Source organism: Microbacterium resistens NBRC 103078, from assembly GCF_001552355.1.
GTDB lineage: Bacteria > Actinomycetota > Actinomycetes > Actinomycetales > Microbacteriaceae > Microbacterium > Microbacterium resistens.
In genome coordinates this window covers 14119-35032 of the sequence record NZ_BCRA01000015.1, presented here as the reverse complement: position 1 = coordinate 35032, position 20914 = coordinate 14119, and the positions used below count along the sequence as shown (strand labels likewise).

At 71.5% G+C, this 20914-nt stretch carries 19 protein-coding genes; 6 read left to right on the top strand and 13 right to left on the bottom strand.

Annotated features, from left to right (window positions below; genetic code table 11):
* Window positions 1–74 precede the first annotated feature (74 nt).
* Genes glgX through glgB form a run of 3 tightly spaced genes read left to right on the top strand, consistent with a single transcriptional unit; the run spans window position 75 to window position 6488 of the window.
* Window positions 75–2171, top strand: coding sequence for a glycogen debranching protein GlgX (glgX, locus tag MR1_RS03160; protein ID WP_084344330.1), 2097 nt, complete (start codon window positions 75–77; stop codon window positions 2169–2171).
* A 40-nt stretch (window positions 2172–2211) separates the two neighbouring features.
* Window positions 2212–4296: a maltotransferase domain-containing protein gene (locus MR1_RS03155; RefSeq protein ID WP_084344329.1), complete on the top strand. Its 2085-nt coding sequence runs from the start codon at window positions 2212–2214 to the stop codon at window positions 4294–4296.
* Entirely contained in the window at window positions 4293–6488 is a 2196-nt protein-coding gene (gene glgB, locus MR1_RS03150) for a 1,4-alpha-glucan branching protein GlgB (RefSeq protein WP_067243230.1), read from the top strand. Before MR1_RS03155 ends, glgB begins: the two co-directional genes overlap by 4 nt.
* 3 nt (window positions 6489–6491) lie before the next feature.
* Here the strand turns inward: glgB and MR1_RS03145 are convergent, their stop codons facing one another.
* Window positions 6492–7901: an MFS transporter gene (locus MR1_RS03145; protein ID WP_217996173.1), complete on the bottom strand. Its 1410-nt coding sequence runs from the start codon at window positions 7899–7901 to the stop codon at window positions 6492–6494.
* Between the two features lie 68 nt (window positions 7902–7969).
* Here MR1_RS03145 and soxR point away from each other — a divergent pair, with 68 nt between their 5' ends.
* A complete protein-coding gene (gene soxR / locus MR1_RS03140) occupies window positions 7970–8416 on the top strand; it encodes a redox-sensitive transcriptional activator SoxR (protein ID WP_067243229.1) in 447 nt (148 codons plus the stop codon).
* Between the two features lie 44 nt (window positions 8417–8460).
* Here soxR and MR1_RS03135 read toward each other — a convergent pair whose 3' ends face one another.
* On the bottom strand, window positions 8461–9399 hold the full coding sequence (locus MR1_RS03135) for a tetratricopeptide repeat protein (RefSeq protein ID WP_067243228.1): 939 nt from the start codon (window positions 9397–9399) through the stop codon (window positions 8461–8463).
* Entirely contained in the window at window positions 9396–11216 is a 1821-nt protein-coding gene (locus tag MR1_RS03130; protein WP_067243227.1) for a hypothetical protein, read from the bottom strand. Before MR1_RS03130 ends, MR1_RS03135 begins: the two co-directional genes overlap by 4 nt.
* Before the next feature lie 170 nt (window positions 11217–11386).
* Here MR1_RS03130 and MR1_RS03125 point away from each other — a divergent pair, with 170 nt between their 5' ends.
* The gene (locus MR1_RS03125) at window positions 11387–12451 is read left to right on the top strand and encodes an AI-2E family transporter (RefSeq protein ID WP_067243226.1); all 1065 of its coding nucleotides are present in this window, start codon (window positions 11387–11389) and stop codon (window positions 12449–12451) included.
* Between the two features lie 27 nt (window positions 12452–12478).
* Here the strand turns inward: MR1_RS03125 and MR1_RS03120 are convergent, their stop codons facing one another.
* The 9 genes from MR1_RS03120 to rpsB all read right to left on the bottom strand — a co-directional run bounded on the left by MR1_RS03120 (window position 12479) and on the right by rpsB (window position 19116).
* The gene (locus MR1_RS03120) at window positions 12479–13195 is read right to left on the bottom strand and encodes an alpha/beta hydrolase (RefSeq protein ID WP_067243266.1); all 717 of its coding nucleotides are present in this window, start codon (window positions 13193–13195) and stop codon (window positions 12479–12481) included.
* On the bottom strand, window positions 13195–13479 hold the full coding sequence (locus MR1_RS03115; protein ID WP_067243225.1) for a hypothetical protein: 285 nt from the start codon (window positions 13477–13479) through the stop codon (window positions 13195–13197). The genes MR1_RS03120 and MR1_RS03115 overlap by 1 nt, the downstream gene beginning before the upstream one ends.
* A gap of 15 nt (window positions 13480–13494) precedes the next feature.
* On the bottom strand, window positions 13495–14205 hold the full coding sequence (locus tag MR1_RS03110) for an aggregation-promoting factor C-terminal-like domain-containing protein (protein ID WP_255218079.1): 711 nt from the start codon (window positions 14203–14205) through the stop codon (window positions 13495–13497).
* 76 nt (window positions 14206–14281) lie between these two features.
* The gene (locus MR1_RS03105) at window positions 14282–14854 is read right to left on the bottom strand and encodes a DivIVA domain-containing protein (RefSeq protein WP_067243224.1); all 573 of its coding nucleotides are present in this window, start codon (window positions 14852–14854) and stop codon (window positions 14282–14284) included.
* Window positions 14851–15870 carry a phosphatidate cytidylyltransferase gene (locus MR1_RS03100; protein ID WP_084344328.1) on the bottom strand — a complete coding sequence of 340 codons (1020 nt, stop codon included), beginning with the start codon at window positions 15868–15870 and terminating at the stop codon, window positions 14851–14853. The genes MR1_RS03105 and MR1_RS03100 overlap by 4 nt, the downstream gene beginning before the upstream one ends.
* A 7-nt stretch (window positions 15871–15877) precedes the next feature.
* Window positions 15878–16432, bottom strand: coding sequence for a ribosome recycling factor (frr, locus tag MR1_RS03095; RefSeq protein WP_067243223.1), 555 nt, complete (start codon window positions 16430–16432; stop codon window positions 15878–15880).
* A gap of 86 nt (window positions 16433–16518) precedes the next feature.
* Entirely contained in the window at window positions 16519–17235 is a 717-nt protein-coding gene (gene pyrH, locus MR1_RS03090) for a UMP kinase (protein WP_084344327.1), read from the bottom strand.
* A 100-nt stretch (window positions 17236–17335) separates the two neighbouring features.
* Window positions 17336–18163 (bottom strand): translation elongation factor Ts, encoded by an 828-nt coding sequence (tsf, locus tag MR1_RS03085; RefSeq protein WP_067243222.1) that lies wholly within the window; start codon window positions 18161–18163, stop codon window positions 17336–17338.
* Window positions 18164–18204: 41 nt separating this feature from the next.
* Window positions 18205–19116: a 30S ribosomal protein S2 gene (gene rpsB, locus MR1_RS03080; RefSeq protein WP_067243221.1), complete on the bottom strand. Its 912-nt coding sequence runs from the start codon at window positions 19114–19116 to the stop codon at window positions 18205–18207.
* Between the two features lie 299 nt (window positions 19117–19415).
* Here rpsB and MR1_RS03075 point away from each other — a divergent pair, with 299 nt between their 5' ends.
* Window positions 19416–19988, top strand: coding sequence for a murein hydrolase activator EnvC family protein (locus tag MR1_RS03075; protein ID WP_067243220.1), 573 nt, complete (start codon window positions 19416–19418; stop codon window positions 19986–19988).
* A 12-nt stretch (window positions 19989–20000) separates the two neighbouring features.
* Here MR1_RS03075 and MR1_RS03070 read toward each other — a convergent pair whose 3' ends face one another.
* Window positions 20001–20903, bottom strand: coding sequence for a tyrosine recombinase XerC (locus MR1_RS03070; RefSeq protein ID WP_067243219.1), 903 nt, complete (start codon window positions 20901–20903; stop codon window positions 20001–20003).
* Between the last annotated feature and the right edge of the window lie 11 nt (window positions 20904–20914).

The window sequence follows — 20914 nt, the reverse complement described above, 5'->3', positions numbered from 1 at the left end:
GGCTGAGACGCGGTGGCGGCGTACCTGGGACGCAGTTGCGCCGACGACACGCCGATGGCCGTACTCTGGAACCCATGTGTCCGCATGTGTCCGCCGAGCCCGTCGTGCCCGATGAGCAGGGATGCGCCCTGTGCAGTCCGGCGCTCGACGACCTCGGCGTGCGTCTGCATGACGGCGGCGGCACGCTCCGCGTCTGGTCCCGCAACGCCGGCTCGGTCGAGCTCGTGGTGTTCGACGAGACCGACCTCGACTGGGAGACGGCCCAGCTTCCGCTGGAGCGCAAGCCCGGCGGGGTCTGGGAGGTGACGACCGAGCTGCTGACGCCCGGCGCCCGGTACGCGCTCCGCGTCAACGGCGCCCACAGCCCGGGCAACACGTTCAACCCGGAGACGCTGCTGCTGGACCCGTACGCCCGCGGCCTCGCCGAGGGCGACGGGTATGCGGAATGGCGCTCGGTGGTCGTCGCGGACGGGTTCGACTGGGGCGGCACGGCCAAGCCCCGCATCCCCCTGGACCGCACGGTGATCTACGAGGGACACGTCAAGGGGCTGACCAAGCGGCACCCGGGCGTTCCGCCCGCGCTCCACGGCACCTACGCGGGCCTCGCGCATCCCGCGATGATCGAGCACCTCCGAGCGATCGGCGTGACCACGGTCGAGCTGCTCCCGGTGCACGCGTTCGTCCCGGAGCCGCGCCTGCTGGAGCGCGGGCTCACCAACTACTGGGGCTACAACACCCTGAACTTCTTCACCCCGCACGCCGCCTACGCGACCGAGGAGTCGCGCAAGGAGGGGCCGGAGGCCGTGCTGGCCGAGTTCAAGGGGATGGTCCGGCTCCTGCACGAGGCCGGTCTGGAGGTGATCCTCGACGTGGTCTACAACCACACGAGCGAGGAGGGCATCGGCGGCCCCCGCTCCAGCCTCCGCGGAATCGACAACGCGTCCTACTACCGGCAGCAGCCGGACGGGGCGTACATCGACACGACGGGCTGCGGCAACACGCTGAACACGGCGACCGACGCCGCCGCGCGGCTCGTGCTGGACTCGCTGCGCTACTGGACCACCGAGATGCAGGTGGACGGATTCCGCTTCGACCTCGCCGTCGCGCTCGGACGCGACGCCGCCCACGAGTTCACCCCGGACCACCCGCTTCTGCAGGCCATCCGGACCGACCCCGTGCTCGCGGACGCCAAGATCATCGCCGAGCCGTGGGACGTCGGAATGGGCGGCTGGCACACCGGCGGGTTCCCCCCGGGGTGGAGCGAGTGGAACGACCGCTACCGCGACCGGGTCCGCAACTTCTGGCTGAGCGACATCGACTACGCCCGCCGCGCCTCCGCCCCCGTCGGGATCGGCGGGTTCGCCAATCGCCTGGCGGGTTCCGCGAACACCTACAGCGAGGAGCGCGGGCCGCTCGCGAGCATCAACTTCGTCACGGCGCACGACGGCTTCACGCTCCACGACCTGGTCTCGTACGACGTCAAGCACAACGAGGCCAACGGCGAGGACAACCACGACGGCGCGGACATGAACCGCTCGTTCAACCACGGAGCCGAGGGTCCGACCGACGATCCGGTCATCCTCGCGGCCCGGCGCAAGGCGATGCGGAACCTCCTCGGCACGCTCATGCTCTCCGCCGGCGTGCCGATGCTGACCGCGGGCGACGAGTTCGGCCGCACCCAGCGCGGCAACAACAACGCGTACTGCCAGGACGGTCCGCTGACGTGGCTGAGCTGGGAGCACGAGACGTGGCAGCAGGACCTGCTCGCCCACGTCTCGCTGCTCACCCGCCTGCGTGCGGAGAACCCGGCGCTGCGCCCGCTCCGGTACGCGCGCCTGGGCGAGCACATCCCCAACGCCTCGATCATGGACTGGTACGACCAGGACGGCGACACCATGGAGGTCGAGCAGTGGAACGACCCCCGCAACCGGACGCTGCAGTACGTGGCCTCCTCGACGCCGGACACCGAGGAGTTCAACCGGATCCTGCTGATCGTCCACGGCACCGAAGCGCCGATCGACGTGCGCCTGCCGGAGATCGAGGGCGTCACCCGGTTCGTGTCGCTGTGGTCGAGCGCGGACGAGCGCCCTGCCGAGGATCCCACGGAGCACCGCCCCGGCGAGGTCATCGCGATCCCCGGGACCTCCATGCGGCTGTTCCGCGCGGAGTGACCCGCTATCCCCGCACCGCCCGCCGCGGTAGGTTCGGGGTGTGGCCCCACGTCCTGGTTCCTCTCGTCGTCCCGAGGCTCTCCGGAGCCCCGCGCAGATCCCGCTGCGGCCCGCTCCCGAACCGGACGACGCCGACACGCTGACCCCGCGGATCCCGCTCGCCGCGCCTTCGCCGAGCGTCCCGGGGGGCTTCCTGCCGAAGGCCTTCGCCCGCGAGGTCGTCCCGTTCCGGGTCGTCGCCTTCCGCGAGGGCCACGACCGGATCGGCGTGCACCTGCGCCTCCTCTCCCCCGACGGCGCGGAGACGCTGCATCGGCTGGAGCCGCTCGACGACGGCACGGACCGCTTCGAGGTCTGCGTCGCCCTGGACGAGCTCGGCCCCTGGTCCTTCCGTTTCGAGGCGTTCGCCGACGAGTTCGCCACCTGGGCCCACGCGGCCGAGGTGAAGCTGCGGGCGGGAGTGGACGCGGCCGTGGTGCGCATGCTCGGCGCCGATCTGCTCCGGCGCGCCGCCGCGCAGAAGGACCGCCCGGCCGCCGAGCGCCGCCGGCTCTCCGCTCATGCCGAGGACCTGGCGGCGCCGGACGGGCCCGCCGAGGCGGCGCTCGCTGTCGCGACGGACCCGGAGCTGGCCGCGGTGTTCCGGCAGCGTCCGCTGACGGAACTCGACTCGGTCACCGGCTGGCAGCGGATCCTCGTCGAGCGCACCCGCGCGGGCGTCGGCGCCTGGTACGAGTTCTTCCCGCGCTCCGAGGGGGCGGTGCGCCTTCCGGGCGGAGGGATCCGCAGCGGCACGTTCCGGACGGCCGCCGAGCGGCTCCCCGCCGTCGCCGACATGGGGTTCGACGTCGTCTACCTGCCTCCGATCCACCCGATCGGGCGGATCCACCGGAAGGGGCCCAACAACACGCTGGTCGCCGGTCCCGACGACCCGGGATCGCCCTGGGCGGTCGGATCCGCGGAGGGCGGGCACGACGCGGTGCATCCCGACCTCGGGACGCTCCAGGACTTTCGGGACTTCGTGGGGAGGGCGAAGGAGCTGGGTCTCGAGGTGGCGCTGGACCTCGCCCTGCAGGCCGCGCCGGACCACCCCTGGGTGACCGCGCACCCGGAGTGGTTCACCCCTCTCCCCGACGGCACCATCGCCTACGCGGAGAACCCGCCGAAGAAGTACCAGGACATCTATCCGCTGAACTTCGACAGGGACGGGGCCGGGCTCTGCGCCGAGGTGCTGCGGATCGTGCGGCACTGGATCGCGCAGGGCGTGCGGATCTTCCGGGTGGACAATCCCCACACCAAGCCCCTGCGCTTCTGGGAGTGGCTGATCCGCACGGTCAACGCCGAGCACCCGGACGTGATCTTCCTGGCCGAGGCCTTCACCCGCCCGGCGCCGCTGCGGGGGCTCGCCGCGGTGGGCTTCCAGCAGAGCTACACCTACTTCACCTGGCGCAACACCAAGGCCGAGCTGGAGGAGTTCCTCTCCTCCCTCGCGGAGGAGACGGCGGACTACCTCCGTCCGAACCTCTTCGTGAACACCCCGGACATCCTCACGGAGTACCTCCAGTTCGGCGGCCGCGCCGCCTACCGCATCCGCGCGGCCATCGCGGCGACGGCGGCGCCGACCTACGGCGTCTACGCCGGCTTCGAGCTGTTCGAGAACGTCGCCCGCCCGGGGTCCGAGGAGAACGTCGACAACGAGAAGTACGAGTACAAGCTGCGGGACTGGGCGGGCGCCGAGGAGGCCGGCGACTCGCTGGCACCCTACCTGCGCCGGCTCAACGAGATCCGCCGTGCGCACCCTGCGCTCCGCCAGCTCCGCAACCTCCGCGTGCACTGGAGCGACGACGACGCGATCCTCGTGTACTCGAAGCATCTCGATGCCGCGTTCACGGGTACGGGAGACGCCGACACGATCATCGTCGTCGTCAACGTCGACCCCCACTCCGTGCGTCAGACGACCGTCCACCTCGACACCCGCGTCTGGGGCGTCGAGCCGGGCGACCCGTTCGAGGTCGAGGACCTCCTGACCGGTGCCGTCTGGACCTGGACCGACCACGACTACGTGCGACTCGATGCCTTCACCGAGCCGGTCCACATCCTGAGAGTGAGGGAGCTGGGATCATGATCACCGTCGAACCCGCCATCCGCGAGTCCGTGGCCGGGGGAACCCACCACGACCCGCATTCGATCCTCGGAGCGCATCCCGAGCCCGAGGCCGACGGCCGCCTCACCACCGTCGTCCGGGCGCTTCGCCCCCTCGCGGAGAGCGTCACGGTCCTGCTCTCGGACGGCGGGGAGGTGCCGCTGGCCCACGTCGGGGACGGCATCTGGGAGGGCAGGGTCCGCGGGTCCGTCGGGCCGTACCGGATCTCCGCCGCGTACGAGGACGGATCGGAGTGGGTGGTCGCCGATCCCTACCGCCACACGCCGACCGTCGGCGAACTGGACCTGCACCTGATCCGCGAAGGACGGCACGAGAGGCTGTGGGAGGCGCTCGGCGCCCACCATCGGATCTTCGAGGGCGACCCGGGAACGGCGTTCGCGGTCTGGGCTCCGCACGCCCGAGCAGTCCGCGTGGTCGGCGACCACAACGGCTGGGACGGCCGTCTGCACGCCATGCGCTCGATGGGCGCCAGCGGCGTCTGGGAGCTGTTCATCCCCGACGTGGAGCCGGGAACGCGGTACAAGTACGAGATCCTCACCCGCGCCGGGGACTGGATCCTCAAGGCCGACCCCATGGCCCAGCTCGCCGAGGAGCCGCCCGCGACCGCATCCGTGGTCACCGCGTCCGCGCACACCTGGCAGGACGGGGCGTGGATGACCCGTCGCGCCGCCACCCACGCGGTCGCCCAGCCCCTGTCGGTGTACGAGGTGCACCTGGGCTCGTGGCGCCCGGGGCTGGGCTACCGCGCGCTCGCGGACGAGCTCATCGGGCACGTCACGGCGACCGGCTTCACGCACGTGGAGTTCATGCCGGTGGCCGAGCACCCCTTCGGCGGCTCCTGGGGCTATCAGGTCACCGGCTACTACGCGCCGACCCGCCGGTACGGCACGCCCGACGACCTGCGCTATCTGATCGACCGGCTTCACCAGGCCGGCATCGGTGTGATCCTCGACTGGGTCCCGGGCCACTTCCCGAAGGACTCCTTCGCGCTGGCGCGCTTCGACGGGGAGCCGGTCTACGAGCACCCCGACCCACGACGCGGCGAGCATCAGGACTGGGGCACGCTGATCTTCGACTACGGCCGTGACGAGGTGCGCAACTTCCTCGTCGCCAACGCGCTGTACTGGCTGGAGGAGTTCCACGCCGACGGGCTGCGCGTGGACGCGGTGGCCTCGATGCTCTATCTCGACTACTCGCGCCGGGACGGCGAGTGGGAGCCGAACGTGCACGGCGGCCGGGAGAACCTGGAGGCGATCCGCTTCCTGCAGGAGGTCAACGCGACCGCGTACCGTCGGAACCCCGGCGTCCTCATGATCGCGGAGGAGTCCACGAGCTTCCCCGGCGTGACCACGCCGACCGACCACGCCGGTCTCGGATTCGGGTTCAAGTGGAACATGGGCTGGATGAACGACTCGCTGGAGTACATCCATCGCGACCCCCTCTATCGCGGCCACCACCAGGGCGAGATGACGTTCTCGTTCGTCTACGCCTTCGGCGAGAACTACATCCTGCCGATCAGCCACGACGAGGTCGTCCACGGGAAGGGAAGCCTCCTGTCCAAGATGCCCGGCGACCACGCGGCGAAGCTCGCGAACGTGCGCGCCTACCTCGGGTACATGTGGGGGCATCCGGGCAAGAACCTGCTGTTCATGGGTCAGGAGTTCGGGCAGCTCGCCGAGTGGTCCGAGTCGCGGGGCCTGGACTGGTGGCTGCGGGACCAGCCCTCGCATGCGCAGCTGGAGCAGTTCGTGGCCGCGCTCAACCGGACGTACCGGTCCCACGCACCGCTGTGGGAGCGCGACGACGACGCCACCTCCTTCACCCGCATCGGCGCTCCGGAGTGGGACCCGAGCGTCGTGGCGTTCGTGCGCCGGGACGCACACGGCGGCCAGCTCGCGGTGATCAGCAACTTCGCGGGCGTGACGAGGACCGGCGTCCCGCTGGATCTGCCGGTCCCCGGCACGTGGACCGAGGTGCTCAACACGGACGCCGCCGAGTTCGGCGGGTCCGGGGCGGGCAACCTGGGCTCGGTCTACGCCCTGGACCGTGAGGACGGCCCCGCCCGGGCGACGCTGACGCTCCCGGCGCTGTCGACGCTGTGGCTGCGTCACGTCCGCGACCCGCACCTGCCGCGCGCGGGCCGGCTCACCTGACGGTCAGCGTCGCCGCACGCCCTGGGCGGTGAGGATGGCCACGGCCGTCAGCGCCGCGAGCCCGAAGACCATCCACTGGGCCGAGCCCAGCGCACTCGCTCCGAAGCTCACGAACGTCCCGCCGAGCGCGGAGGCGATCGTGTTGGCGATCAGCTGCGTGGTCGACAGCGCCGCGGCCGCCTGAGCGCCGACCGCTGCGTCCGCGGAGCTGCGCATCGCCGCGACGCCGAGATGGGGGAAGGCGAGGCCGATCCCGGCTCCGGCCACGAGCAGGGCCAGGGCCCAGCCGATGACCCGGCCGATGTCCGCACCGTCGTGCAGCAGCACGCCGAACAGCACGAGGCCGCCGGTGAGCAGGAGCGGAGCGCATCGCAGCACGGCTCCGACCGTCCGGTCCGGGAGCGACACGCTGAACAGCTGGGCACCGACCCAGCCGATCGACAGAGCGGCCCCGAGGAATCCGGCCATCAGGGGCGACAGCGACGCGAGCTCCTGCCCGAAGAGCGGGATGAAGTTCTCCGTCATCACACCCGCGCAGATCAGCGCGACCGTCAGGTACACCCACTTCAGCGGGTTCCTGCGCTGGTACGTCAGCTTCGGGAGCACACCGGACGCCGATCGGGCGTCGACGACGAGGAACACCACCAGGAGGACGGCTCCGAGAGCGAGCGCCGCGGCGACGGCGGGGCCGGCCGGGACCACGGACGACATGCTGAACGCCGCCGCGGCGAGCGTCAACAGGACCAGCGACGCGTACGGGACCGACATCCGCGCGTCGGCGGATCGGTCCGGCCCCGGGAGCACGCGGGTGCTCGCGATGGCGAGGACCACGGCCACGGCGGCGAGGGCCGCGAACGCCCACGGCCACGCGTGCAGCTCGGCGAACAGCCCGCCGACGCTCGGGCCGACGAGAGTGCCCACGCCCCACATCGCCGAGACCAGGCCCGCCGCGCGGGTCCACAGCGCGGGCGGCAGGGCGGTGCGGATCACGGCGTACCCGAGTCCTGCGAGCAGACCCCCGCCGAGCCCCTGGATCACCCGGCCCGCGATGAACAGGCCCATGGTCGGGGCCAGCGCGCTCAGGACGGCGCCGGCGGCGAAGACGAGGAAGCCGACCGCGTAGGACGCCGCCGCTCCCCATGCCCCGAGGATGCGGCTGACGAGCATCGAGGAGATCACCGCCGCGAGGAGGAACCCGGTGGCGGCCCAGGCGTAGTAGGCGCTCCCGCCGAGGTCCTGGACGATCGACGGCATCAGGGCCGCGGCGATGAAGAGGTTCATCGCGTACAGGCCGACGCCCCCGGCGAGGACTGCGGACACGGCCAGCCGGCGGCCCGAGAACAGGTCCCGCCAGCGGTCCTGGACGACCTCCGGCGGCGCGGCGACGGGGATTTCACTGGTTTCTGTGCTCACGGTGATCTACCGTAGAACTTCAAGTGTCCTTGAAGTCAAGGAGCTCCGTGCGCACACCGACAGACCTCATGACCATCGGCGACCTCGCGGCGAGGGCCGGCGTCGCCACCTCCGCCGTGCGCTTCTACGAAGAGCAGGGTCTCATCCGCTCCGAACGCACCGCGGGCAACCAGCGACGGTATCCGCGGCACATGCTGCGGCGCCTGTCGCTGCTTCTGTTCGCGCGACGGCTCGGCATCCCCCTCACCGAGATCGCGGAGGTCTTCGCCGAGCTCCCCGAGGACCGGATGCCCGGCAAGCGCGACTGGGCGCGCATCTCGGCACGGTGGCACGCGCACCTCGAGGAGCGTCGCCGGGAGATCGAGCGCCTGGAGGCGGAGCTGACCGGCTGCATCGGGTGCGGCTGCCTGTCGTTGCGCCGATGCCGGATCCTCAATCCCGAGGATGCGCTGTCCGACGAGGGCCCGGGCCCGCGTCGTCTGCTCGCCGAGCACGACGACGAGCCCGGGGCCTGACGCCGCGGGCGACGGCTCCGCGGGAACGGCTCGGGCGAGCCGGCTCAGAACAGGAGGGTCGCCAGCCGCTTGCGTGCGGAGACCACCCGCTCGTCGGCGTCCCCGACGAGGCCGAAGAGCTCGACGAGGCGCTCGCGGACGCGGCCGCGGTCGTCCCCCTGCACGGCCGTGAACAGGTCCAGGAGCCGGTCGAAGGCGTCCTGGACGTGTCCGCCGGCGATGTCCAGGTCCGCGACGGCGAACTGGGCGTCCACGTCGCCGGGAGCGGCAGCCGCCGCCTCGCGCACCGCGGTGAGGTCGAGACCCTGCGTGCGGTGCAGCAGCCGGACCTGACCGAGCCCGGCGCGCGCGTCCTCGTCCCGAGGGTTCTCCGCCAGTGCCTTCTCGTAGGCCGCGATGGCGGCGGCGAAGTCCCCCGCCTCGATCGCGTCGAAGGCCGCCTGGTGCAGCGGCGGCAGCGGCGGCTCCTCGGGAGCGGCCGTCTCACCCTCCGCGCGCCCGCCGCCGTCCACGGGGACCGATCCGGTGACGCCGTTCTGCGCCGCCAGGGCGAGGAGCTGGTCGAAGACGTCCCGCACCTGCTGCTCCGGGACCGCGCCCGTGAACAGCGGCACGGGCTGCCCGGCGACGAGGGCCACGACCATCGGGATCGACTGGGCGCGGAAGCTCTGCGCGAGCTGCGGGTTGGCGTCGACGTCCACCTTCGCGAGCACCAGGCGCCCCGCCAGCTCCGTCACGACCTTCTCCAGGATCGGGCTGAGCTGCTTGCAGGGGCCGCACCACTCCGCCCAGAGGTCCACGACCACCGGGACGGTGCGCGAGAGCTCGAGGACGCTTCCGAAGGTGGCGTCGGTGACGTCCACGACGAGGGTGCCGGACGCGGCGCCGGACGGCGCCTCCCCCGGTGCCGGCGACGCGGGACGGTTGCGCAGCGAGGACAGGTCGACGGCGCCGCGCAGCGCGGCGGCGGAGATGTCGGTCACGGGATGACCTCCACGGAGAGCAGCTGCTGCGTGGCAGCGAGCAGGGTGATCGGGGACGTAGAGCCCTGAGCGGGCACGGCGAAGAAGAGCTGCATGCTGTAGGTCGTGCGGAACCCGGTGGCCGAGGTGGCCGCGCCGGCGAGGACCGCCGTCGTGGAGTTCTCCGCAGTCCGGATGTCCACGCCCTCCTGGGTCGGCGTGACGGACTGGATGTCATCGACCGTGACCGCGACGATCGCTCCGCTGTCGATCGTGGAGATCGCGACCGGCTCCTCGTCCCCGGCGACGGCGTCGAACGCGGCGGCCGAGGTCGTCTCCGCCCCGGCGTCGATCAGGTCCTGGGTGACCGAGGCGCGACTGTCGTTCACGGCCTTGACGAACGCGAGCGAGGTCTCGTCGAACTGGTCGTACGCGGCGCTCTTCTCCCCGTTGTCGACGACGTCGGCGAACGTCTCGCCGAGCTTGTCCGGGGCCACGGTGAGGAACGGCGAGTCCGGCGGCGTGAGCTTCGCGCCGAGCCAGGCCGGAGCCATGTCCGGGAGCTTCGCGGAGGCCTGCATCTCGGAGACGTATCCGACCGTGTAGTTCGACCACGGGTCGGCCTGCGTCATCGTGAGGATCAGCGGCGGCACGGTCTCGTCGGAACCGTGCTCGACGAGCATCATGGTCGTGCGCGGCCAGGAGTCGTAGGCCTGGGGCACGAGGATGCGCACCTTCTCCGGCGGGATCGTGGCCGGGAGGGCGAAGTCCGCCACGGTGCCGCGCACGGTGTACGCGGTCTCGCGCTCGGCCAGGGCCGCCCCCGACAGACGCGTGGCCGCGAGCGTCGCATCGCGCTTCTCGTCCGCCTCTGCGACCGTCGCGGCGAGGTTCTCCAGGATGCGTGCCGCCTGCGTCTCGGTGACGGCCGGCGCCTGTTGGGTCCCGTCGGGCGTGGCGGTCGGGGTGGGCGTCGGCGTCGGCGAGGCGGTGAACTGCGGCCAGGCGTCGGGCGTGCACCCGGACAGGAGCGCCGCGGACAGACCCATCGCGGGAACCACGAGCAAAGCCCGACGCACGCGGGGACGAGGCGCAGCCGAGCGCTCGGCCCGGGAGGCGTCCGACGACGCCCCCGTGTCGATGGCCCCCGTCCGGCCGCGGGCGAGCTCGATCGGCTCGGTCGGCGGCATCGGCGGCGGGCCCTTGCGCCGCGGTCCCTTGCCGCGGCGGGAGTGACGCACGGCGAGGATGTAGAGGATCAGCCCGAGCAGCGCGAAGACGCCACCGGCCACCATCAGCGGGCCGGCCCAGGGCGTGGCGTTGTCGAGGGGCCAGGAGACCGCCACGTCCGCCGGCGCCTCGGCCGTGCCGTCGGAGGCGAGGAGAACGCTCACGCCGTCCGGGATCTGCATGCGGTCGATCAAGGCGTTCTCGTCGGTGAGCTCGTCCAGCCACAGGTCCGAGCCCGCCGGGTCGCGCCCGTCGGCGGAACCGGCTGCGGCATCGGTCGACTCCTCCGGCTCCACGACCGTCGCCGCCGGCTCGCCCGCGTCGTCGAGGGCGATCCGGTTGTAGGGCACGTCGGACAGCCAGGCCTCGAGGTCGGCGGTGCGCGCCTGGGCCACGAAGATCGTGCCGTCGCCGTGCGCCACCAGGGTCTGCTCGCCCGGGTGGGAGCGGAGCACCTCACCGTCGATCATCGTGTAGCGCTGAGGCTGGTCGACGGACAGCTCCGCGGTCACGTCCTTCGGGCCGAGGAAGATGCTCCGCTGCGCGATACCGGTCCCGATGAGGACCGCAGCCAGCACGAAGGCCAGGACGGCCCATACAAAACGCACGAAAAGTCTCCTCCGTGATCCGCCGGCGGACGCCCGGGATCTCCGCTCGACGTTTCAGACTAGCGAAACGACCTGAAAGGATGCCACGAGGGGCACGATCCTGGGGCGTCGCGCCCCGGTTCCGTCCCTGCTCGCGACTACGCTGTGGTCGTCCGAGACCGAGGAGCCGCATGAAGATCCACAACCCGTTCCGCACCGCCCTGGTGGCGACCCTGGGCGTGGGTCTGGGCATCATGCTCATCAACAGCGTCGAGTCGCTGTCCACGATCCTGCTGTACGTCGGCACGGCCCTGTTCCTCAGTCTCGGTCTCGACCCGGCCATCACGTTCCTCACGCGGCACCGCGTCCCTCGGTGGGCTGCGGTGCTCGTGACGATCCTCGCGGTCCTCGGGGTGTTCACCGGCATCGTGCTGATGGTCCTGCCGATCCTGATCGACCAGATCACGCAGCTGGTGCGCCAGATCACGGTCTTCTTGCAGAGCACGGCCCTGGAAGACGTCAAGGACTGGGTGCTGTCGGTCTTCCCCGGCCTCCAGCCGGCCTTCCTCGACGACCTCATCAGCAACGCCACGGACTGGCTGCTGCGCAACTGGGGATCCATCACCGAGAGCGTGGTGGCGGCCGGAACGGCGATCGTGACGGGTCTCGCCGGGGCCTTCATCGTGCTGATCCTGACGATCTACTTCACCTCGGCGATCCCCTCGCTGAAGAGCTCCGTCTACCAGCTCGTCCCCGCCTCCAAGAGGGCGCGGTTCGTGGATCTCGCGGAACAGATCACCGCCTCCGTCGGCTACTACGTCATGGGGCAGGTCACCATGGGCGTCATCAACGGAGTCCTCAGCGCCATCCTCCTGTCGATCATCCAGGCGCCGTTCCCCGCGGTGCTCGCGGTCATCGCCTTCTTCTTCTCCCTGATCCCGCTGGTCGGCACCCTCACGGGGTCCACGCTGATCGTCCTCATCTGTCTCATCCCGGGGCTCGGCGGGCTGCCGTATCCGACCACGGCGATCATCGCCGCGGTGTACTACCTCGTCTACATGCAGATCGAGGCGTACGTGATCTCCCCGCGCGTCATGAACCGGGCGGTCTCGGTGCCCGGTGCCGTGGTCGTGATCGCGGCCCTGGCCGGCGGCGCGCTGCTGGGCCTTCTCGGCGCCCTGATCGCGATCCCGGTGGCCGCGAGCATCCTGATCATCTACCGCCAGGTCCTGATCCCGAGGATGAACGAGCGGTGACACCCGCGATGCGGCTCGTCCGGGCGGTCAGCGGGCAGCCGGCCAGTGCAGCGGCAGCGGCAGGGCCGCCGGGTTGACGGCGGCGACGATCTCCGTGAGCACCCGCCGGGTCTGGGACTCGCCCACCCAGAGGTGCCGCCCGCCCTCGACCGCGATCAGCGTCGCGTGCGGGATCGCTGCGAATCGCCGCGCGGCCTCGTCCGGACGCAGGTAGTCGTCGAGCTCCGGGATGAGGGCGATCACGCGCCGCGGGTCGTCGGCCCATCCGGCGAGTTCGGCGTCGGTGGTCCGATGCAGCGGAGGCGAGAGGAGGATGACCCCGTCCACCGCGTGATCGCGGCCGTACTTCAGCGCCAGCTCGGTGCCGAACGACCATCCGACGAGCCACGGAGCCGGCAGGCCCCGTTCGCGGACGAGGGCCATCGCGGCCGCGACGTCGTGCTCCTCGTCGACACCGCCGCCGAAGGACCCCTCGCTCGTGCCGCGCTGCGACCTCGTGCCCCGCGTGTTGAACCGCAGCACCGCCAGGTCGGCGAGCGCCGGAAGCCGGGCGGCGGCCTTCCGGATGATGTGGGAGTCCATGAACCCGCCCGCCGTGGGCAGGGGGTGGAGGGTCACCAGCGTGGCCGCCGGATCCCGGTCGAGCGGAAGGGCCAGCTCACCGACGAGGGTGAGCCCGTCGGCCGTGCGCAGGGTCAGGTCCTCTCGCCGCGCAGGGAGGTCCAGAGGCCCACGGATCTCCATCAGCGCCTCCGCCAGCACCCGTTGTGCCAGTGGCGCCGTGCCGCGAGGTCGGCGGCGTCGCCGAGCACGCCGTCCGCGCGCCACGTCACGACGTGGGCGACGCCGGGCAGCACGAGGCTCCGGCATCCGGGGCAGACGTACTCCTTCTGCGCCTGCGCGGCCGAGATCGGCTGCACGTACCACTCCACGCCGCCGCGGATCTCCGTGCGCTTCCACCCCGCGATGAGGCGGTCGAGGGCGTCGTCGCGCGGGCGTTCAGGACGACGACGGTGCGATCGGGGCATGGCGGGCGCGGACGCTCACCACCAGTGGTTGGCGGACCAGAAGCCGACGGCCTCCGCCCAGCTCCCGTACCGGCTCTTCGCATAGCCGTCCGCCCAGCGGAGGTTGTCCACCGGATCGAAGCAGCTGCCCGGCACCTTGTCGCACGGAAGCGCCTGGACGAGCCCGCTCGCACCGGACGACGAGTTCACCGCATTCGGGTTCCAGCCGCTCTCCCGGCTGACGATGTAGTCGACGTAGCCCCAGTCCTCCGGCGCGATGCCCGCCGCCGCCATCCACGCGGCCGGGTCGCCCCCTCCGGTGTAGTACATGGGGCCGCCACCGCCCCCGCCACCGGACGACTCGCCCGATTCCTCGGACGAGCCGGAGCCCGGATCCGAGGCGGGCTCCGGGGTCGGCGTGGGGGTCGGCGTGGGCGTCACGTACACCTCGAAGCCCTCGCGCGCGATCGGGGTCGCCTGAACGCCCTGAGCGCCCTGCACCGTGATGTCGAAGGTCTGGGCGTCCTTGGCGGCCAGCGAGTACACGCTCTGCGCGGCCGCCGGTTCGTCGGCGGACGGGGTCGCCATGGCGATGCCCGCCGGCGCGACGATCGCAGCGGAGAAACCGACGACGGCCAGACCGGCGAGGATCGTCGCGGTCGTGCGGCGCCGGGGCGTCGCGGCGCCTCGGCGCGGCGCCTTCGCGCGGACGGAGACGTCGGCTCGGGCAGCGTCCGTCGAAACCAAATCGTTATCGGGAGTCACAATGCGCCCCAGTCTAGCGACCCGATGCTGAATCCACCATGAGCACGCGCACTCGCGGTCAGCGGACCGCGAGGAGCACCTCGATCGTGGCGTCCAGCAGCGCATCCACCTGCTCCTCGCGGTATCCGCGCCGCTGCATCCGGAAGGCCGTGTGACGGACCTGCTCCGCCGACAGCGCGTCACCGTCGCGGAGGTAGCGGACGATCCGCTCGGCCACGTGGTCCACCTCGTCCACCCGGTAGCCGAAGGTGAGCAGTCCCGTCCGCGCGAAGCGATGCCCCTTCGGGCGGTTCAGGTGGTCCAGGATGACCTGGGCCTCGGAACGCGCGCGGCTCACCCAGGCGCGCGCGCCCTTCTGCGAGAGCGCCGTGCTGCGCTCGCGTCCCGCGAACGCGTCCTCGACCCGCGCCAACGCGGCGTCGACCTCGGCGATGCGGTAGCCGCCGCGGACGAGCGGGAACGAGACGGCCCGCACGCTGGCCGCGTCGAGCTCGGGCGGGTTCGCCTCGAACGCGGTCTTGGCCCGCGCGAGGAAGGCGTCCACCGCGGAACGCTGATAGCCCTTCTCGCGTCCCTGAGCGAGGGGGAAGGGCGCCGAGGCGCCGTCGGCCGGAGAGGAGGAGAGGGTCACGATACCGCCAGGGGGCTGAGGAGATGGAACAGGGCCAGGGCGACCACCGCAGAGGGGAGGATGCTGTCGAGACGATCGAGGAGGCCTCCGTGGCCGGGGAGCCACGAGCTCATGTCCTTGATGCCGAGGTCGCGCTTGAGCATCGACTCGGCGAGGTCGCCGAGGGTCGCGGATGCGACCAGGGCGGCGCCGATGATCAGTCCCGCCCACCACGGCAGCCCGAGCAGGAAGACGCCGAGCAGCGCACCGGCGAGGAGGGAGCCCGCGACCGCGCCCGCGAAGCCCTCCCAGGTCTTCTTCGGGCTCACCCGCGGAGCCATCGGATGCCGCCCGCCCCGGCCGAACAGCAGGCCGGAGGCGTAGGCGGCGGTGTCTGCCACGACCACCACGATGATGAACGAGAGCACCCACCACTCCCCCCGCTCCTCGCGCAGCAGCATGAGCGCGGTCGCAGCGAGGAAGGGGATGTATATCTGGATGAACCCCGCGGAGACGGCGTCGGTGAGGACGTCGCCGTACGTGCGCCCGTCCCTGGCGGCCATCTGCCCGACCAGGCGCCACACCACGACGACGAACACCGCGACGAAGAGCATCACCCAGCACAGCCACGGGTCGGCGAAGTAGCCCGCCGTGACGAGCGCCGCGCCGACGACGAGCTGCGGCCAGAGATCCACCCGTCGCCCGCCCGTGCGCAGGGCGAGGACGAGCTCTCCGATCGCCAGCAGCGCCGCCGCGACCGCGAAGATCACGAACGCCCACTTGACGAACACGAGGGACGCCAGCAGGGCCCCGCCGATCAGCAGCCCGATCAGGATCGCCACGACGAGGTCACGGCCCGTCCGCTCCTTGATGCGCTCGTTCGCCTGGTCGAGCTGATCCCGGGCGTGCGAGACCTGAGTGCCGATCTCGGCCTTCTTCGCCTGCCACTGCGCATGCAGCTGATCACCGTGGCGAGGAGCGGGAAGCGGAGGGCGCGGCGGGATGTCCTGCGGTTCGTCCGCCGAAGGACCTGTCATCCCGACCTCACACCTCGAGCAGTTCGGCCTCTTTGCGCTTCACAGCCTCGTCGATGAGGTCGACGTGCTGGCGCGTGAGGGCGTCCAGCTCCTTCTCGCCGCGGGCGATCTCGTCTTCACCGAGCTCGCTCTTGAGCCCGTCGAGCTCGTCCTTGGCCTTGCGGCGGATGCCGCGGACGTGGACCTTCGCGTCCTCGCCCTTGGACTTCACGAGCTTGACGTACTCCTTGCGGCGGTCCGCCGTGAGCTCCGGCATCGTCACCCGGATGATGTTGCCGTCGTTCGAGGGGTTCGCGCCGAGGTTCGGCATGTCGCGGACGGCCTGTTCGATGGCCTTCAGCGCGGACTTGTCGTAGGGCGTGATCAGGAGCGTGCGCGCCTCGGGGTTGGCCAGGGACGCGAGCTGGGCGAGCGGAGTGGGCGAACCGTAGTAGTCGACCATCAGCTTCTGGAAGAGCTGCGGGTTCGCGCGGCCGGTGCGCACCGTGGCGAAGTCCTCCTTCGCAGCCTCGACGGCGCGCTGCATGCGGGAAGTGGTGTCGGCGAGGACGTCCGCGATCACGGGGGCTCCAATCGTCAGAGGGTTCGTCTCAGTCTACTCGGGGCGGCCCGCCGCCCCCGTGCGGGGCGCCGGGCCGGGCGCGGCGCTCAGGCCGTGACGCGGGTGCCGATGGCCTCGCCGCGCAGCGCACGGGTGATGTTGCCGGCCGGCTCCATGCCGAACACGCGCATGTCCATGCCGTTGTCCATGCAGAGGCTGAACGCCGTCGAGTCCACGACCTTGAGCCCCTTCTGCAGGGCTTCGCGGTAGGTGACGTGGTCGATGCGCTCCGCGGACGAGTCCTTGTTCGGGTCCGCGGTGTAGATCGCGTCCACGCCGTTCTTGGCGACGAGCACCTCGGTCGCGCGGATCTCGAGCGCCCGCTGGGCGGCGACGGTGTCGGTGGAGAAGTACGGAAGGCCGGCGCCGGCACCGAAGATGACGACGCGCCCCTTCTCCATGTGCCGCTCGGCGCGGAGGGGGATGTAGGGCTCGGCGACCTGGGTCATGGCGATCGCGGACTGCACGCGCGGCTCGGCGCCGGCCTGCTCGAGGAAGTCCTGGAGGGCGAGGGCGTTCATGACGGTGCCCAGCATGCCCATGTAGTCCGCACGTCCGCGGTCCATCCCGCGCTGGCTCAGCTCCGCGCCGCGGAAGAAGTTGCCTCCGCCGACCACGACCGCGATCTCGACCTCGTCGGTCGCCGCGGCGATCTCTCGGGCGATCTGGCCGACGATGTCGGGGTTGACCCCGAGCTGGCCGCCGCCGAACGCCTCGCCCGACAGCTTCAGAACGACGCGACGGCGTCCGGATCCTTGCATCATGGGGTTGTTCCTCTCGTCCCTGATCAAAATAGCGTGCGCGCCTCGCGGCGGGCATGAAGAAGGGGTTCGGATCGCGATGATCCGAACCCCTTCCGCGGTCTTACGCGCCGACCTTGAAGCGCGCGAAGTCCGTCACCGTGATGCCGGCGTCCTTCGCGACCTGGCCGACGGACAGCTTGTTGTCCTTGGCGTAGTCCTGCTCGAGGAGCGCGACCTGCTTGAAGAACGCGGACACACGGCCCTCGACGATCTTCGGCAGGGCCGCCTCCGGCTTGCCCTCGTTGCGGGATATCTCGGTGACGATCTCGCGCTCCTTCTCCACGTCCGCTGCCGGGACGTCCTCACGGGTGAGGTACGACGGGTTGGCGAAGGAGATGTGCTGGGCGATGCTGCGCGCGGTCTCCGCGTCGTCACCCGTGTAGGCGACGACGACGCCGATCTGCGGCGGCAGGTCCTTGCTCGTGCGGTGCAGGTACACCGAGACGGCGTCGCCGGTCACGGTGCGGACGCGCCGCAGCTCGACCTTCTCGCCGATGATGGCGGCCTCGTCGGAGATCAGCTGCTCGACGGTCTGGCCGCCGGCGGAGGCCGCGAGGACCTCCTCGACGGTGTTCGCCGACGCCGCGGCGGCCGCGTCCGCGACCTTCTCGGCCAGCGCGATGAAGCGCTCGTTCTTCGCGACGAAGTCCGTCTCGCAGGCGAGCTCGATCAGCGTGACGCTGTTGCCGTTCTCGCGGGCGACGACCAGACCCTCGCTGGTGGAGCGGTCGGCGCGCTTGGCGTTGCCCTTGGCACCCTTGAGACGCAGGATCTCGGTGGCCTTCTCGACGTCGCCGCCGGCCTCCTCGAGCGCCTTCTTGGTGTCGACCATTCCCGTGCCGAGCTGCTCACGCAGCGCCTTGATGTCGGCGATGGTGAAGTTGGCCATGTGTGGTGGCTCCTTGCTACGTGTCGTGTGTGTACGAGGGATTACTTGTCGGCGGCCTCAGCGGCGGCGACCTCGGCGGGCGCCTCCTCGGCGGCAGCGGCGATCGCCTCGTCGTGCGCGGCGGCACCGGCCTCGTCCGCGGCCGTCTCGGTCGCAGCGGTCTCGGTCGCAGCGGCCTCGGTGGCGGCCGCCTCGGCGTCGCCGCCCTCGAGCAGCTCGCGCTCCCACTCGGCGAGCGGCTCGGCGTCGCCCTGCTCCGGGTTGTGCTTCTGCTGCAGGCCCTCGGCCGCGGCGTCGGCGATGATGCGCGTCAGCAGCGAGACGGAGCGGATCGCGTCGTCGTTGCCGGGGATCGGGTACTGGAAGTCGTCCGGGTCCGCGTTCGTGTCGAGGATGCCGATGACCGGGATGCCCAGCTTCTTCGCCTCGTCGATGGCGAGGTGCTCACGCTTGGCGTCGACGACCCACAGGGCCGACGGGGTCTTGGTGAGGTTGCGGATGCCGCCCAGCGACTTGTGCAGCTTGTCGAGCTCGCGCTTCTTGAGCAGCAGCTCCTTCTTGGTGAAGCCCGAGGCGGCGGGGTTCTCGTAGTCGAGCTCCTCGAGCTCCTTCATGCGGGCCAGACGCTTCGCGATGGTCGAGAAGTTCGTCAGGAGGCCGCCCAGCCAGCGCTGGTTGACGTAGGGCTGGCCCACGCGGGTCGCCTGCTCGGCGAGGATCTCCTGCGCCTGCTTCTTGGTGCCGACGAAGAGGATCGTCCCGCCGTGCGCGACGGTCTCCTTGACGAAGTCGTAGGCGCGGTCGATGTAGGCCAGCGACTGCTGCAGGTCGATGATGTGGATGCCACTGCGCTCCGTGAGGATGAAGCGCTTCACCTTCGGGTTCCACCGGCGGGTCTGGTGTCCGAAGTGCACGCCGCTGTCGAGCAGCTGGCGGATGGTGACGACGGCCATGGTCGTACTCCCCTGTTCTGGCGGTTCTCGCCGTTGCGGTTGATCGCCGACCGGGCGGTCGGCTGTCCTGGTGCCCGGCGCACACCCCGCCCTCGGAAGGGACCGATGGGGTGTCGCACCACGATGGACGCTGTGGGCACGCGTAGTCACCTCGATCGCTCGAGATGCCTTGTCAGTGTATCAGCCTCGACGCCTCGCGAGCACCGCCCTCGTCCTGCACGAACACCGGTCCCCGGCCCGTCGTCCACCGTTCCGGCGCGGGGTCCGCGCCGACGGCGGCGCCCCGGCATCATCGGGCCATGCCGCCACGTCGTCTCCCTCCCGGTCGCGTCGCTCCGCCGCTCGCTCTCATGCTCCTCCTCGTCCTCCTCGGCTCCCCCGGGTCGGCCGCGGGAGCCGTCACCGCCGCGGCGACCATCTCCGCCCCGTCGGCTCCCGCGGCGACGGCTCCTGCGGGAGCCGACTGGCGATGGCCCGTGTCCGGACCCCGAACCGTCGTCGCCCCGTTCCGCGCCCCGGCGCACGCGTACGGCCCCGGCCATCGCGGGATCGACGTCGCCGCCGCCGGCCCCGTGAGGGCGCCGGCCGACGGCACGATCGCGTTCCGCGGCACCGTGGTGGATCGCCCGCTCCTCACGATCGACCACGGCGACGGGCTCGTCACGACTTACGAGCCCCTGCAGAGCGACCTCGACCCGGGCGCGGCGGTCGCCGTCGGAGACGCCGTCGGCGAGCTGGCTCAGGGAGGACACGCACCGCCCGGGACGCTCCACGTCGGCGTCCGGTGGCACGGCGAGTACATCAATCCCCTGCTGCTGTTCGGCGAGGTGCCGCGCGCCGTCCTGCTCCCCTGCGGCGGGGTGGTCTGCTGAGCGGTTCTCCGCTCACGCCCGGGGATGCGCGAGGCGGTACGTCGCGGTCAGCCGCTCGGCGGACACGTGCGTGTAGATCTGCGTGGTGCCGAGGCTGGCGTGCCCCAGGATCTCCTGCACCGCCCGCAGGTCCGCGCCGCCGTCGAGCAGATGCGTCGCCGCGGAGTGCCGGAGCGCGTGCGGGCCGACCGTCTCCTCACCGAGCACGGGGCCGAGCGTGCGAGCGACGAGCGCGTAGACGGTCCGCGGTCCGAGCGCGCCGCCGCGCGCGCCCCGGAAGAGGGCGGGTGACGAGCGGTCCGTGCGCGCCGCCAGGGCCGGCCGGCCGCGCCGCAGATAGGCCGCCACCGCGTCCTTCGCGGGGACGCCGAACGGCACCACCCGCTCTCTGTCCCCCTTGCCCCGCACCCGCGCCGTGGCGCGGTCCAGGTCCACATCGTCGACCGCGAGGCCGCAGAGCTCCGAGACGCGCATCCCCGAGCCGTAGAGGAGTTCCAGGACGGCGCTGTCGCGCAGGCGGACCGGATCGCCGCCCGCGGCGTCGTGGCGAAGTTCGTCGAGCAGCTGCCGGAGCGAGTCCGCCGAAGCGACCGCGGGGAGCGATCTGCCGCGCTTCGGCGCGACGAGTCGGAGACTGGGGTCGACCGGGATCCGTTCCTCCTCCCTGGCCCAGGCGAAGAAGGAACGGGCGGCGGCCGTCCGGCGCGCCAAGGTCGCGCGGGCGTCGCCGCGCTGCGTGGCGCGCCAGAGCCACTCCCTCAGGGTCTCGAGGTCCACGTCCGCCAGTTCCGGGTCGCCGGCGGCCCGGACCAGATCGGTCAGATCGTTGCGATACGCGCGGATCGTCGCCGCGGACAGCCGCCGCACCGACGCCAGGTGCGTCGTGAAGTCGTCCAGCGCGTGGGAGAGTCGCACCCTCCCAGTGT

What these genes read in the sequence shown, in the direction of transcription:
- MR1_RS03120 (WP_067243266.1), bottom strand. Translation starts at nt 13,195, where the DNA reads ATGGAGATCCGTGGGCCTCTGGACCTCCCTGCGCGGCGAGAGGACCTG.
- pyrH (WP_084344327.1), bottom strand. Translation starts at nt 17,235, where the DNA reads ATGATGCAAGGATCCGGACGCCGTCGCGTCGTTCTGAAGCTGTCGGGC.
- glgX (WP_084344330.1), top strand. Translation starts at nt 75, where the DNA reads ATGTGTCCGCATGTGTCCGCCGAGCCCGTCGTGCCCGATGAGCAGGGA.
- soxR (WP_067243229.1), top strand. Translation starts at nt 7,970, where the DNA reads ATGACCATCGGCGACCTCGCGGCGAGGGCCGGCGTCGCCACCTCCGCC.
- rpsB (WP_067243221.1), bottom strand. Translation starts at nt 19,116, where the DNA reads ATGGCCGTCGTCACCATCCGCCAGCTGCTCGACAGCGGCGTGCACTTC.
- MR1_RS03100 (WP_084344328.1), bottom strand. Translation starts at nt 15,870, where the DNA reads ATGACAGGTCCTTCGGCGGACGAACCGCAGGACATCCCGCCGCGCCCT.
- glgB (WP_067243230.1), top strand. Translation starts at nt 4,293, where the DNA reads ATGATCACCGTCGAACCCGCCATCCGCGAGTCCGTGGCCGGGGGAACC.
- MR1_RS03125 (WP_067243226.1), top strand. Translation starts at nt 11,387, where the DNA reads ATGAAGATCCACAACCCGTTCCGCACCGCCCTGGTGGCGACCCTGGGC.
- tsf (WP_067243222.1), bottom strand. Translation starts at nt 18,163, where the DNA reads ATGGCCAACTTCACCATCGCCGACATCAAGGCGCTGCGTGAGCAGCTC.
- MR1_RS03075 (WP_067243220.1), top strand. Translation starts at nt 19,416, where the DNA reads ATGCCGCCACGTCGTCTCCCTCCCGGTCGCGTCGCTCCGCCGCTCGCT.
- MR1_RS03115 (WP_067243225.1), bottom strand. Translation starts at nt 13,479, where the DNA reads ATGCCCCGATCGCACCGTCGTCGTCCTGAACGCCCGCGCGACGACGCC.